At 60.2% G+C, this 12,434-nt stretch carries 13 protein-coding genes; 6 read left to right on the top strand and 7 right to left on the bottom strand.

Annotation, left to right across the window (positions count from 1 at the left end):
- Window positions 1-216 precede the first annotated feature (216 nt).
- Together ACZ0AZ_RS07825 and ACZ0AZ_RS07820 are read left to right on the top strand one after the other, a co-directional pair.
- The gene (locus ACZ0AZ_RS07825; protein WP_129997911.1) at window positions 217-768 is read left to right on the top strand and encodes a disulfide bond formation protein B; all 552 of its coding nucleotides are present in this window, start codon (window positions 217-219) and stop codon (window positions 766-768) included.
- Window positions 769-950: 182 nt separating this feature from the next.
- The gene (locus ACZ0AZ_RS07820; protein WP_039757408.1) at window positions 951-1,409 is read left to right on the top strand and encodes an Rsd/AlgQ family anti-sigma factor; all 459 of its coding nucleotides are present in this window, start codon (window positions 951-953) and stop codon (window positions 1,407-1,409) included.
- Window positions 1,410-1,466: 57 nt separating this feature from the next.
- On the opposite strand, the gene ACZ0AZ_RS07815 is transcribed toward ACZ0AZ_RS07820, so the two are convergent.
- Window positions 1,467-2,132 (bottom strand): FKBP-type peptidyl-prolyl cis-trans isomerase, encoded by a 666-nt coding sequence (locus ACZ0AZ_RS07815; protein ID WP_463537161.1) that lies wholly within the window; start codon window positions 2,130-2,132, stop codon window positions 1,467-1,469.
- A gap of 192 nt (window positions 2,133-2,324) precedes the next feature.
- Between ACZ0AZ_RS07815 and ACZ0AZ_RS07810 the strand changes: the two genes are divergently transcribed.
- A complete protein-coding gene (locus ACZ0AZ_RS07810) occupies window positions 2,325-3,518 on the top strand; it encodes an AlgP family protein (protein WP_463537160.1) in 1,194 nt (397 codons plus the stop codon).
- Here ACZ0AZ_RS07810 and ACZ0AZ_RS07805 read toward each other — a convergent pair.
- Window positions 3,515-3,976: a TIGR02444 family protein gene (locus ACZ0AZ_RS07805; protein WP_039757411.1), complete on the bottom strand. Its 462-nt coding sequence runs from the start codon at window positions 3,974-3,976 to the stop codon at window positions 3,515-3,517. The genes ACZ0AZ_RS07810 and ACZ0AZ_RS07805 overlap by 4 nt on opposite strands.
- 50 nt (window positions 3,977-4,026) lie before the next feature.
- Here ACZ0AZ_RS07805 and ACZ0AZ_RS07800 point away from each other — a divergent pair, with 50 nt between their 5' ends.
- From ACZ0AZ_RS07800 to ACZ0AZ_RS07790, 3 genes are all read left to right on the top strand, one after another.
- Window positions 4,027-5,937: an ATP-binding cassette domain-containing protein gene (locus tag ACZ0AZ_RS07800; RefSeq protein WP_129997907.1), complete on the top strand. Its 1,911-nt coding sequence runs from the start codon at window positions 4,027-4,029 to the stop codon at window positions 5,935-5,937.
- The gene (locus tag ACZ0AZ_RS07795; RefSeq protein ID WP_129997906.1) at window positions 5,937-6,518 is read left to right on the top strand and encodes a mechanosensitive ion channel family protein; all 582 of its coding nucleotides are present in this window, start codon (window positions 5,937-5,939) and stop codon (window positions 6,516-6,518) included. The genes ACZ0AZ_RS07800 and ACZ0AZ_RS07795 overlap by 1 nt, the downstream gene beginning before the upstream one ends.
- Window positions 6,519-6,710: 192 nt before the next feature.
- Window positions 6,711-7,343 (top strand): LysE family transporter, encoded by a 633-nt coding sequence (locus ACZ0AZ_RS07790; RefSeq protein ID WP_039757414.1) that lies wholly within the window; start codon window positions 6,711-6,713, stop codon window positions 7,341-7,343.
- A gap of 171 nt (window positions 7,344-7,514) precedes the next feature.
- Here the strand turns inward: ACZ0AZ_RS07790 and ACZ0AZ_RS07785 are convergent, their stop codons facing one another.
- From ACZ0AZ_RS07785 to ACZ0AZ_RS07765, 5 genes are all read right to left on the bottom strand, one after another.
- Window positions 7,515-8,261, bottom strand: a complete 747-nt coding sequence (locus ACZ0AZ_RS07785; RefSeq protein WP_129997904.1) for a penicillin-binding protein activator LpoB — start codon at window positions 8,259-8,261, stop codon at window positions 7,515-7,517.
- 3 nt (window positions 8,262-8,264) lie between these two features.
- Window positions 8,265-8,852 carry a penicillin-binding protein activator LpoB gene (gene lpoB, locus ACZ0AZ_RS07780; protein ID WP_039757415.1) on the bottom strand — a complete coding sequence of 196 codons (588 nt, stop codon included), beginning with the start codon at window positions 8,850-8,852 and terminating at the stop codon, window positions 8,265-8,267.
- Window positions 8,853-8,888: 36 nt separating this feature from the next.
- Window positions 8,889-9,260, bottom strand: coding sequence for a YcfL family putative periplasmic lipoprotein (locus ACZ0AZ_RS07775; protein ID WP_016772611.1), 372 nt, complete (start codon window positions 9,258-9,260; stop codon window positions 8,889-8,891).
- A gap of 16 nt (window positions 9,261-9,276) precedes the next feature.
- Window positions 9,277-10,671 carry a COG3014 family protein gene (locus tag ACZ0AZ_RS07770; protein ID WP_463537159.1) on the bottom strand — a complete coding sequence of 465 codons (1,395 nt, stop codon included), beginning with the start codon at window positions 10,669-10,671 and terminating at the stop codon, window positions 9,277-9,279.
- Between the two features lie 215 nt (window positions 10,672-10,886).
- Window positions 10,887-12,281, bottom strand: a complete 1,395-nt coding sequence (locus tag ACZ0AZ_RS07765) for a COG3014 family protein (RefSeq protein WP_463537158.1) — start codon at window positions 12,279-12,281, stop codon at window positions 10,887-10,889.
- Between the last annotated feature and the right edge of the window lie 153 nt (window positions 12,282-12,434).

Here is a 12,434-nt window from a genome sequence, read left to right as displayed (position 1 = left end):
AAGGCGAGGGAGGTTGCTCCCTCGCGAACTTTTCATGCTGAAAATTCCGCTTCTTTGCGCGCTGGAGGCAAATTCCTACAGTTCGCTTCATCATTTCCTCTTGAGCCTGTCGGGTTTTCCCTACACCTGTGGTGAACTGTCGGCAGGCCCTCGCCTTGAAAGGCTGACACGCTTTCCTCTACCGTAACCGTCTGTCTCTACTGTTACGGAAAAGCCATGTCGTTGGCCTGCTCACGCTCCTTGTTCTTCATGGCTTTCATTGCGGGGGCCTTTGCTCTGGGAGCTTCCTATTACCTCGAATACGCAGTCGGTCTGACGCCTTGCAGTCTGTGCCTGGTGCAGCGGTTGTTCCTCACCTTGCTGTGCGTTGGTTGCGGCGTGGCGGCGGTGCATGGCCCTCGCCGAGTTGGCTTGTGGTGGTACTGGCTGTTTGCGCTGGGCGCCAGTCTGGGTGGAACTACCGCTGCGTGGCGGCAGGTGTTGATCCAGAGTGACTCGATGTTGCAACTGGTCAAATGCTCGCCCACCGTGGAGTCGCTGTTCAGCGGTCTGCCGTGGATCTGTGCCTTGCAGCGGATGTTCAAGGGCGGTGCCGACTGTGCGGAAATCTCCTGGACGCTGTTCGACCTGAGCATTCCGGAATGGAGCCTGCTGTTTTTTGTCGGCGTGTCGATTCTTGCGGTTTATCAGTTGCTGCGACTGATCTGGAGCGCTCTGCAACGACCGGTCAGCGACGAAGCGTCGCACTACACGCTGGTCAAGGATTAAACACTTGTATGAACTTTATCTCCTGCGTACCTTGAAGCCATAGGCGTGCGGGCATAATCTGGCCGGCACGTGTCATTGGAATTATGTTGCTCGATGACGCTCTGCCCGATCGTCCACCCAGTCAAATCAGAACGGGGGCGCGGGTGTAGAGCAGCATGACCCACAAGGGAAGAGAGATCGCCATGCTCGAAAGTTGTCAGAATGCTCAGGAACGTTGGGGTGGGGTTCATCTGCTGATCGACCGCTGGTTGCAGGAGCGTGAAGAGCTGATCGGCGCCTACGACAAGCTCGGTGCGCAGCCTGATTCGCTGTCCGAAAGCCGCAAACCTCTGTTGGAGTTCTGCGGCGTGCTGGTCGATTACGTATCGGCTGGGCACTTCGAAATCTATGAACAGCTGACTGGCGAAGCCAAGGCGTTCAACGACAAGCGCGGTCTGGAACTCGCCGAGACCATTTACCCACGCATTGACGTCATTACCGAGAAGCTGCTCGCGTTCAATGATCTGTGCGATGAAGGCAAATGCGTTGCGGAGAAATTCAAGGAATTGGGCGGCTTGCTGCATGAGCGCTTCGAACTTGAAGACTGCCTGATCGAAGTGCTGCACACGGCACACAAGGCAGAAGATCCGGTTCAGGCCTGATCCATGTCCTTCATGAAAAACGGTGCGCCCGAAAGCGCACCGTTTTTTTATGCCTGATCAGCTCGTCGCGCCACGCAATTCCACTTCAAATACCAGTGGTGTGAATGGCGCAATCAGGTCGCCGGCACCGTCGGCGCCATAAGCCTGATCCGACGGAATCACCAATCGCCATTTCGCCCCCACCGGCATGTTCTGCAAAGCGGTGCGCCAACCGGCGATCACGCTGTCGAGGTTGAACCATTGCGGCTGGGCGTTCTGATCGAACACGGTGCCGTCCGGCAGCTTGCCGACATACAACACCTGCACTTTGCCGTCCGGACCAGCCTTGGCGCCAGTGCCCGGAACCAGTTCAGTCAGGAGGATGCCATCGGCCAGTTCCTTCACCCCCGGTTTGGCTTTTTCCGCACTGAGAAAGCGTTGCTCGTTTTCCATCGCGGCATCGCTCGACTGCCGTGATGCCTGCTCGGCATTGCGCGATTCGTGATCGGCCAGAATCTGTTCGATACGCGCTTCACTCAGCGCCAGCGGCTTGCCCTGATACGCCTGTTGCAGACCTTCGATCAGTGCCTGGATCTGCAATTGCGGCACCTCCTGACGCAGCCGTTCGCCGAGGCTGGCACCGAGGCTGTAAGCCAGGTCATGAGCATCGTTTGCCGTAGTTTTTTCATCGGCATACGCCGCCGAAAAAACCATGCAGAGGGACAACATAAAGTAGCGCGACATGGGCACTCTCCGACCTGAGATGCGGGGGATTATGCCAGTGCCGACGCCTGCATCGGTGAACTGCTTTTTTTCGCACGCAGAACATTTGGGCTTCGGTGCAACGCAACGGCAGAGATACTGTCAACATGCCCTAGCGGCGGTATCAGCAGAGGTCTAGTATGAGCCGCACTCACGTCAGCCAGGAGGTAAACCATGTCGGCCACCAAGAAGCCTGTAAATACTCCGTTGCACTTACTCCAACAGTTGTCGGGCAGCCTGCTCGAGCATTTGGAAAACGCTTGCTCGCAAGCCTTGGCTGATGCTGAAAAACTGCTCGCCAAGCTTGAAAAACAGCGTGGCAAAGCGCAGGAAAAACTGCACAAATCGCGCACCAAACTGCAGGACGCCGCCAGCGCCGGCAAAGCCAAGGCACAGAACAAAGCCAAGGCTTCGGTGAAAGAACTCGAAGACCTGCTCGACGCGTTGAAGGATCGTCAGTCCGAGACCCGCAGCTACATTCTGCAACTCAAGCGCGATGCTCAGGAAAGCCTGAAGCTGGCCCAGGGTGTTGGCCGCGTTCAAGAAGCAGTGGGCAAAGTTCTGTCGTCGCGTTCGGTCAAACCGGCAGCAGCACCAGCGAAGAAAGCCGCCGCCAAACCTGTTGCAAGCAAAGCCCCGGCGAAGACCGCAGCGGCCAAGCCTGATGTTGCGAAAACCGCCGCCAAACCAGCGGCCAAGGCGCCAGTGAAAGCGGCTGCCAAACCAGCGGCGAAAACTGCAGCGAAGAAGCCAGCGGCGAGCGCGGCAAAACCGGCGGCTAAAACCACCGCAGCCAAACCTGCTGCAGCCAAGCCAGCAGTGAAAGCCACCCCTGCCAAAGCCGCTGCAAAACCGGCCGCGAGCAAAGCTGCACCGGCGAAAACCGCAGCCGCCAAACCTGCTGCCAAAGCAGCGGCAAAACCTGCAGCGAAACCTGCTGCCAAGACCGCCGCTGCGAAGCCTGCTGCCAAGACTGCGGCCAAGCCGGCCGCCGCCAAACCTGCTACGAAAGTGGCGGTAAAACCGGCTGCCAAACCAGCCGCCACATCGGCAGCAAAACCTGCGACAAAAACTGCTGCGAAACCGTCCACCAAGCCTGCTGCGAAACCCGCTGCTGCCAAGCCTGCGACCGCTGCTGCAAAACCGGCCGCCAAGCCAGCCGCAAAACCAGCGGTGAAAAAGCCTGCTGCTGCCAAGCCAGCCGCGACCAAACCGGCTGCTGCTCCAGCCGCCAAGCCTGCGCCTGCGGCTACCCCGGCTGCTCCAGCTACCTCGACACCGTCGTCCGCTGCTCAATCGACCCCTTCGACTGCGCCAGCACCAGCCGCTTCGTCGAACGTCAGCAGCACCCCGACCAGCGCTTCCTAAGTGCCGGTTGCCGCGACGCGCAGCACTTGCAGCGCGTCGCGGTTCAGGCTGGCGGCAGTGCCGGCCAGATCTTCCAGCCAGGTCACCGAACCTGCATCGTTGCGCGCCCACTCCTGCGCCACACCTTCCAGCCGTGACAGCAAGGTTCGCTCAGCTTCAAGCTCAAGTGACTTGATCTGCTCGCGCATGCCCGCCACCACCGCATCATCGACGGCCCGCGCTTTCCATTGCATGCGCAAGGTTCGCAGCGGTTGCACCACCTCGATATCCCACGGCGCGGTCAAGGCCTTGAGCAAACGAACGCGCGATTCATCGCAGGTCACCGCACGCTGCTCCAGCCACAAACCGCACAGCAACAGGCAGACATTGGCGCCCGCCGTTTGCAATTGCAGGCAGGCATCTTCCACACCCGGTCGGGCGTAGACATCAAGGGCAAAGCTCCACAGGTCAGAGGACATCGTGCTACTCGCGCCAGTTGTGAGCGAAGCTGGTAGACTCCGCCGCCATTATGATCCGACTTCAGAACCTGACTTTACAGCGTGGCCCGCAACGTCTGCTAGAAGACGCCGAGCTGACCCTGCACGCCGGCCACAAAGCCGGCCTCATCGGTGCCAACGGTGCCGGCAAATCCAGCCTGTTCGCCTTGCTGCGCGGCGAGTTGCACCCGGATTCGGGCGACTGCCTGCTGCCGGCCGACTGGCGCATCGCGCACATGCGCCAGGAGGTCGACACCCTCGAACGCCTGGCGGTCGATTATGTGCTCGATGGCGACCTGCGTCTGCGCGAGGTGCAGCGCGAGCTTGCCGCCGCCGAGGAGGCCCACGACGGCACCGCACTGGCGCGTCTGCACGCCGAACTCGACAGCGCCGATGGCTACACCGCCGATGCGCGGGCGCGCAAGCTGCTCGCCGGCCTGGGTTTCACCAATGAGCAGATGGACCGTCAGGTAGGCGATTTCTCCGGTGGCTGGCGGATGCGTCTGAATCTGGCGCAGGCGCTGATGTGCCCGTCTGATCTGCTGTTGCTCGACGAACCGACCAACCACTTGGACCTCGACGCGATCATCTGGCTCGAAGAGTGGCTGAAGAGCTATCCGGGCACTTTGCTGCTGATTTCCCACGACCGTGATTTCCTCGACGAAGTGGTCGATCACGTCGCCCATGTCGATCAGCGCAAACTGACGCTCTACCGGGGCGGCTACACCGCGTTCGAACGCGCTCGCGCCGAGCGTCTGGCCCAGCAGCAACAGGCCTACGAGAAGCAGCAGGCGCAGCGTGCGCACATGGAAAGCTACATCGCCCGCTTCAAGGCGCAAGCGACCAAGGCCCGTCAGGCGCAGAGCCGGATCAAGGCACTGGAGCGCATGGAAGAATTGTCGGCGGCCCACGTCGATTCGCCGTTCGATTTCGTCTTCCGCGAGTCGACCAAGATCTCCAGCCCACTGATCGACCTGTCCGATGCGCGCCTGGGTTATGGCGACAAGACCATCCTCGAGAAGGTCAAGCTGCAACTGACCCCCGGTGCACGGATCGGTCTGCTTGGGCCGAACGGTGCGGGTAAATCGACGCTGATCAAGAACCTCGCCGGCGAGCTCGAACCGCTGGCCGGGCGCCTGACCCGTGGCGAAAACACCGTGGTCGGCTACTTCGCCCAGCATCAGCTCGACTCGCTGGACTCCAAGGCCAGCCCGTTGCTGCACTTGCAGCGCCTGGCACCGAGCGAGCGTGAGCAGACCCTGCGTGACTTCCTCGGCGGTTTCGACTTCCGTGGCGCACGCATCGATGAGCCAGTGCTGAATTTCTCCGGTGGCGAGAAGGCCCGTCTGGCCCTCGCTTTGATCGCCTGGGAACGGCCGAACCTGCTGCTGCTCGACGAACCGACCAACCACCTCGACCTGGAAATGCGTCTGGCGCTGACCATGGCCCTGCAGGAATTCAGTGGTGCGGTGCTGGTGGTGTCTCACGATCGGCACTTGCTCAAGAGCACCACCGACAACTTCTATCTGGTTGCCGACGGCAAGGTCGAAGAGTTCGACGGTGATCTCGAAGACTACGCGCGTTGGCTGGTGGAATACCGTCAGCGCAATGCGCCCGTCAGCAACACACCGGTCAATCCGGACAAGACCGACAAGAAAGCGCAGCGCCAAGCGGCGGCAGCGTTGCGTCAGCAACTGGCGCCGCACAAGCGCGAGGCCGACAAGCTTGAAGCCGACCTGGGCAAGCTGCACGAGAAACTGGCCAGGGTCGATGCCAGCCTCGGTGACAGCGATATCTACGAGCCGGCGCGCAAGAATGAATTGCGTGATCTGCTCGCCGAACAGGCCAAATTGAAGGTGCGTGAAGCCGAGCTGGAAGAGGCCTGGATGGAAGCCCTGGAAACCCTGGAAAGCATGCAGGCGGAGCTGGAGGCGTTGTCCTGATGGAAACCTTCGAGCTGCCCTTTGCGGCGGTGTGGGTCGAGCCCATCTGGTTCACCGCGCAGATTCTGCTGATTCTGCTGGCCGGTTACCTCACCCAGCGTTTCGTTGCCAAAGGCCTGACTCGCCTGGGTGAGCGCTATCCGTTTCCACCGCAGTTGCTGATGCCGCTGCGCGGCGTGTTGCGCTGGCTGATCATGGGCAGCGCGCTGCTCTTCGTGCTCGAGCGCCTCGGCGTTTCGGCCACGGTGCTGTGGACGGCGCTGTCGGGATTTGTCGCGGTGGCGGCGGTGGCGTTCTTCGCAATGTGGAGTGTGCTGTCGAACCTGCTCTGCGCAATTCTCATTTTCACCGTCGGGCCGTTCCGCCTCGGCGACGTGGTCGAGCTGGTGGACACCACCGACAAGCCTGGCGTCAAAGGCCGGGTGATCGCGATCAATCTGCTCTATACCACGCTGGTCGAGGCCGAAGAGCTCGGCACCGGCAGCGCCATGGTGCAGGTGCCGAACAGCCTGTTCTTCCAGCGTTCGGTGCGGCGTTGGCGCGGGACCGATGTGTTGCCGTCGAGCGGGTTTGAGAAGTAATTTCTACGTCGTCTGTTCCGACGCCTTCGCGAGCAGGCTCGCTCCCACATTGGAATGCGTTCCCCCTGTGGGAGCGAGCCTGCTCGCGAAGGGGCCCTCAGCTTCCCGCAATATTTAGCAAAAAACTGGTAGTCATCCACACGAAGCCGCATTAGCTTAGGCATTTGTCACAAGCATCAGCCGAGGTATGCGATGGAGCTTCAAACATGGCTGGCATTCTTTGCCGCCTGCTGGGTGATCAGTTTGTCCCCGGGCGCGGGCGCCATTGCGTCGATGTCCAGCGGTCTGCAATACGGGTTCTGGCGCGGCTATTGGAACGCGCTGGGCCTGCAGATCGGTCTGGCGGTGCAGATTGCGATTGTCGGCGCAGGTGTTGGCGCCGTGCTCACTGCTTCGGCCACGGCGTTCCATGCGATCAAATGGTTCGGCGTTGCCTATCTGGTTTATCTGGCGATCAAGCAATGGCGCGCGCTGCCCATGGACATGAGCGATGACGCTGCGGTTCGGCCGATCGGCAAGCCGCTGGCCCTGGTGTTTCGCGGCTTTCTGGTGAATATCAGCAATCCCAAGGCATTGATATTCATGCTCGCGGTGCTGCCGCAGTTCATCAATCCCCATGCGCCGCTGCTGATTCAGTATCTGGTGATCGGCGTGACCATGGTCTTTGTCGACCTGATTGTCATGGCCGGCTACACCGGGCTCGCGTCGAAGGTGCTGCGCCTGTTGCGCACACCCAAGCAGCAGAAACGCATGAACCGCACCTTTGCCGGGCTGTTCATCGGCGCGGCGGCATTCATGGCGACGTTGCGCAAAGCGGCGGCGTAAACCGCTCGGGCAGAAAAAAAGGCGACCTCAAGAGGTCGCCTTTTTCATTTCTACCGAGACATCGGGGCAAGCGAGCTTTTCTTGAATCAATAGCGAGGGCCGCTTCGCGACCCAACGGGGATAAATCCCCTCGCAACAGAGCCCTTCGCCACAAAAGTCCTCAGATCCGGCTCAGCGTAAAATCACCGGCGCCGTGTCACGCGGCAGATTGTTGCGCTGCGGCGCCTCACGCGGTTGTTCATAACCGTCACCGCCACCGAGCTGCATGCTCAGTTGCCCGGCCACGTCTTCGCCCAACGCCTTGGACACGTCACGCACCACCCGCGGACGGTTCAGCGAGATCTTGATGTCGCGGTGGTTCACCAGTTTGGTGTCCTGCGCTTCGCCCATCGCCGTGAAGGCCGAGGTGATCTCGTAGGTCTTGGTGTTGATCAGGCTGAAATCCGCCACCAGCGTCAGGCCCAGCACCGCCGAATAGCTGTCGGTGTGCGCCAGCTCGTTGATGTCCTGGGTGAAGTCGATGTCGGACACGGTGCCGAACAGCACGTAGTCGGCGCCTTTGAAGTTGCCGGCCTTGATGCGCTTGATCACGTCATACACATCGCCCTTGGACGAGGCGGTGTACGGTGTGCCCTGCACCAGCTGGAACATGCCGGTACGCAGGATTTCACCCTTGATGTCGCCGGTGAATTTGCGCAACTCGCCCTGTTCGATGTAGCTGGTGGTCGCTTCGATCTCGTTGTAGCTCGAAGAACCGCTGGCGCTGTAGTAACTCTCGCGGTGGTTGCTTTGCGCCGAAACGATGTGGATGTATTGCTCCACGCGTTCCTGATACGCCAGATCCGTCACCGCGACTTTCGGGGCCGCCTGCGCGCTGAACGCGCAAGCCAGGGCCATCATGCCAATCCATGTGCGCATCGATTAACGCTCCGTGGTTTTGCGGATCTCTTTTTCGTCCATCCACTCGGCCAGACCGCTTTCGACGTCGATCAGTTGCAGGCTGAATTTGTAGAAGACGTCCTTGTAGTCGCTGCTTCGCTTGACGATCGAGCTGATCGAACCTTCGATGCGGTACTTGGCGGCGATCATGTTGCCGGTCTTGGCCACGGTGCTTTTCTTGTACAGACCGCTCTGGTTTTGCAGCTTGAGCTGATCGACCTGGCTCTGCATGGCGTTGTTGTCACTGGCGAAGCGCGCAACACCGGTCTTCATCAACTGAGTCTTGATGCTGGTGGTGATTTCGCGGGTGTCGATGTACTCGCTGGTCTTGTTCTTCACGTCGTAGACCTGAACCACCGGGCGACCCTGCAGGATGCCGGACTGGGCCAGCGAGCGGGTCATCGACTCGGCGATCATTTGCAGGTCGGTCGAACCAAATTCGTTGGTCACGGTTTCAACCGCTTTGGTGTCGCCGTAGCTGATGTTCTTGCTGCCCAGGGTCGGCGAGGTGTTGGCGCAACCGGAGGCGAGCAGGGCGATGACGGCGATGCAGGAAAAGCGTGCAAACATGAGAAAGCTCTCTCAATCAGAAATAGGGTGGCGGGCTTAAGGCGTCTTGATTTCCAGACGGAAATCCACGGCTTTCGGGGTCGGCGCGATGGCCTGAATGAAGCTGGTCTGAGCGCCGTACATCATCTGGCTTTTCCAGACTTCTTCTTCGGCAACCGGGAAACCTTCGGCGCCAAGCCAGGCGAAGCGGTAGTAGAAGATCTTGTTGCTGTTGAGGGTGTTGCTCAACTGCACGTTGACGGTCATGAAGCCGTTTTCCCGGGCCACGCGCATGGCGCCGACGACGATGTGTTTCTGCGGGCCCATGGCCACGACTTTGCTCGCGGCGCTGCCCGGCTCTGGCGGTGGCGGGGTGGCGCAGCCTGCCAGCAAGGCGAGGGCGGCGACGGCGATGATCTTCAAGCGCATTGCAAAGACTCCGTTCTTAAGGTTGTTTGAGGCTGGCGACGTTGGTCGCGGCAGCGCTCGGCATTACGTGAGCGGCGATGCCGCCAGCGAATACCTGGTTGCCCACGGCACGCAGGCTGACCACTTGATAACGCTGGTCGACGGTGACCTTGACCACCGAGCCGCCGACGGCGCTCGGCAGGGTAACCTGATGCTCACCTTTTTTCAGGCGCAGACGCACCACTTGGGTGTTGTCCGGCAGGGTGCGCCATGTACGGGTATCGGCACCTTCAAGCACCGCTGAAGAAATACCCACGGCGAGGCCGGCCAGCGGATTGGTTTCGTTGATCTTCTTTTGCGCCACGCCTTTGGTGATCGCGCGCACGGTGGTGCGCACGATGATCCCCGGCATGTCATCGCGCAGGGCGCGGCGCGACATGGCGGTGGTGCTGTTCAGCGCGGTCAGGTCGACTTGCTTGCCGTCGACGCCGATCTGCGCAAACGGCGCGGTGGAGGTGTCAGGCTTGATGATCGGGAACGACAGCGGAGTGATCACGACGTTATTGGCGATCGGTAATGGCAGCGGCACACGAATCGAGTCGCGGGCCGGGGCCAGACCGCTCTGCACGACGATGAGAATGTCGCTGTCGTCGGACTTCGACGGTTTGTCGAGATTGACCAGCGCCTGTTCGAGCAGTGGCGTGTTCGGGCGCAATTCGGCGGCTTTGCGATAACCCGGCGCGGCCAGATCTTTCTCGCCCAGTGCTTCGTAGACGAAACCGGCGAGGTAATGGCTGAATGCACTCTGGTAGCTGTTTTTCAGGCCGACCACTTCCGGTGCGTCGAGGCTGGCCACCGGATAACCCTGCAGATCCTTGTACTGAGTCTTGATGCCTTCTTTCTCGGCCTGTTCTTCGCTCTTGAGGTATTCCTTGTCACGCAGGTCGGCGATCACCGCTTCGCGTTCGTGGGTCTTTTTGATCGCCGTGCGGGCCCCATCGAAATCGTTGACCGCCAACAGGTTCAGGGCCATCTGCGTGGTCAGCATGACTTTTTCGTAGTCATAGCCTTCGTAGCGACGCACCTTGTCGTTGACGATGAAGCTGCCGAACTGTGCCAGGTACTTGGCCGAGTCGAGCTTGACCGCGTCTTCCCACTGACCGACCACCTGATCGGCACTGCCCCAGGCGTTCTGGCTGCCCGACAGGTCGCCCTTGGCGCGCAGCAGTTCACCTTTCTCGAAGTAATAGAGCAGGTCTTTGTCGGCGCCGGTGTTGTTCTTTTCCAGCAGGGTCAGCGCCGCATCGACGTTGCCGGAAGCCAGTTGCTGATTGGTCTGGGCCAGTTCGGAATCGTAGTTGCGAAACGCTGCGCAGCCGGACAACAGTGTGACAGCGCTGAGCGCGAGCAGCATGGGAGCGCGGAATGCCATGGGTACTTCTTCCCTGAGTAACAAGACTTGCAGCCGCGTGTGCTGGTCGGGCTGGTGTGACCTATCGACGGCGGCGCTGGCCTCCTGCCAATTCCTCATGGGTGAGGAGCTTTTGATGCCGGCTCGCTGGGCGAGGGCGCGGCATTATAAGCGCGAGATGATGGCTATGTAATATCTTTTTGGTGGCGTGGAGGGCGGTCGTGCCATCACCTGGTTTAGTTGTTCACGACGCGTTCGGCCGCTGTTTTGCCGGGCCCGAACGCGCTGCCATTGGCGAAAACCCGATCGCCGAGGGCGCGCAGGGTGATGACCTGGCGGTTCTGATCAATCCGGATCTTCAGCGGTGCGGCGTTGTTGATGTGGGGCAGAGTGATCGCGTGTTCGCCTTTCCTCAGGCGCACGCGCAATACCTGAGTCAGGTTGGGCAGGGTGCGCCAGGTACGCGTATCGGCGTGTTCGAAACCATCCCAATGGGTCACGTACGATGCTTTGCTCGGGTCGCGTCGGTTGTCGGTGGCTTGCACGTCGGCTGCCAGAAAGGCCCGGTAAGTGGTGCGCTGGATAATGCCGGGCATGTCATCGCGCAGCGTGCGCAAGGACATGTCGGTGATGCTGTTGACCGCGATGAGTTTCTTCTGCCGGCCATCGATGCCGATCTGATTGAAGGCCGGCGTCGAAGTGTCGGGCACCATCACCGGGAACGAGATGTTGGCGACAATGACCTGCCCGTCTGCCAGCTTCACCGGGTACGGCACACGCAGCGAACTGCGTGCGGGAGCGAGGCCGCTTTGCACGATGATCAGCACATCGCTTTCGTCACCCTTGAGGCCGGGACTGTCGAGGTCACGCAATGCCTGCTGAAAGAACGGCAAGTCCGGGCGCAATTCGATGGCCTGGCGATAGCCGGGCGCGGCGAGATTCTTTTCCCCTAGCGCTTCATAGGTAAAGCCCGCGAGGTAGTGACTGAACGCGCTTTGGTAGCCGTTCTTCAAGGCGATCACCGCCGGCGCGTCCAGCATGACTACCGGATAGCCCTGCAGATCCTTGTAGTGCACACGCACGCCCTGCTTTTTCGCTACCTCTTCGACGCGCTCATATTCGAGCTCGCGCTGCCGGGCGATCAGCGCTTCGCGCTCATGGGTTTTCTTGATGTCGGCGCGAGCACCATCGAAATCATTCACGGCCAGCTGGTTGAGGGCCATCTGCGTGGTCAGCATGACTTTTTCATAGTCATAACCATCGTAGCGCCGCAGCTTGTCATTGATGATGCTGCCCCAGTGATTACCCATGGCGGCCAAGAGTTTGTCGCCGGTGGTTTCAAGGGTGTCCTGGCGCTCGATCACCATTTGCTCGGCACTGCGCCATGCCGCCTGACTCTGGGGCAGTTCACCGCCCGCGCTCAACACCGCGCCTTTCTCGAAGTAATAGAGCAGATCCTTCTGCTCGTCCGGGTTATGGGCCTCGATCAAGGCCAGCGAGCCGGCGACGTTGCCTTGTTTCAATTGCTCGGTGGTCTGTTCCAGCTCTAGGTCGTAATTGCGATAAGCCGCACAACCCGCCAGTTGTGTCATGGCGGTCAGCAGCAGGGGAAGCAGCAGGCAAGGGCGCATTGAAAGGGTCTTCCTTGAACAAAGCGGGAACATTTACGTTATTGGAGTCGATGGTGGCACATGGCTTCAACGATATGAATCATTCCCTGCCAACATCGACAAAGCTTGAGAGAAACGTCTACGAAGTGAACAATATGTAACTTCGCATTTCCA

It is taken from the genome of Pseudomonas sp. AC239, from assembly GCF_979258545.1.
This window is presented reverse-complemented; position numbering and strand designations above follow the sequence as displayed.

Bases quoted from the DNA above. Each gene is read 5' to 3' on its own strand.
- ACZ0AZ_RS07825 (WP_129997911.1), top strand. From the start codon at position 217: ATGTCGTTGGCCTGCTCACGCTCCTTGTTCTTCATGGCTTTCATTGCG.
- ACZ0AZ_RS07820 (WP_039757408.1), top strand. From the start codon at position 951: ATGCTCGAAAGTTGTCAGAATGCTCAGGAACGTTGGGGTGGGGTTCAT.
- ACZ0AZ_RS07815 (WP_463537161.1), bottom strand. From the start codon at position 2,132: ATGTCGCGCTACTTTATGTTGTCCCTCTGCATGGTTTTTTCGGCGGCG.
- ACZ0AZ_RS07810 (WP_463537160.1), top strand. From the start codon at position 2,325: ATGTCGGCCACCAAGAAGCCTGTAAATACTCCGTTGCACTTACTCCAA.
- ACZ0AZ_RS07805 (WP_039757411.1), bottom strand. From the start codon at position 3,976: ATGTCCTCTGACCTGTGGAGCTTTGCCCTTGATGTCTACGCCCGACCG.
- ACZ0AZ_RS07800 (WP_129997907.1), top strand. From the start codon at position 4,027: ATGATCCGACTTCAGAACCTGACTTTACAGCGTGGCCCGCAACGTCTG.
- ACZ0AZ_RS07795 (WP_129997906.1), top strand. From the start codon at position 5,937: ATGGAAACCTTCGAGCTGCCCTTTGCGGCGGTGTGGGTCGAGCCCATC.
- ACZ0AZ_RS07790 (WP_039757414.1), top strand. From the start codon at position 6,711: ATGGAGCTTCAAACATGGCTGGCATTCTTTGCCGCCTGCTGGGTGATC.
- ACZ0AZ_RS07785 (WP_129997904.1), bottom strand. From the start codon at position 8,261: ATGCGCACATGGATTGGCATGATGGCCCTGGCTTGCGCGTTCAGCGCG.
- lpoB (WP_039757415.1), bottom strand. From the start codon at position 8,852: ATGTTTGCACGCTTTTCCTGCATCGCCGTCATCGCCCTGCTCGCCTCC.
- ACZ0AZ_RS07775 (WP_016772611.1), bottom strand. From the start codon at position 9,260: ATGCGCTTGAAGATCATCGCCGTCGCCGCCCTCGCCTTGCTGGCAGGC.
- ACZ0AZ_RS07770 (WP_463537159.1), bottom strand. From the start codon at position 10,671: ATGGCATTCCGCGCTCCCATGCTGCTCGCGCTCAGCGCTGTCACACTG.
- ACZ0AZ_RS07765 (WP_463537158.1), bottom strand. From the start codon at position 12,281: ATGCGCCCTTGCCTGCTGCTTCCCCTGCTGCTGACCGCCATGACACAA.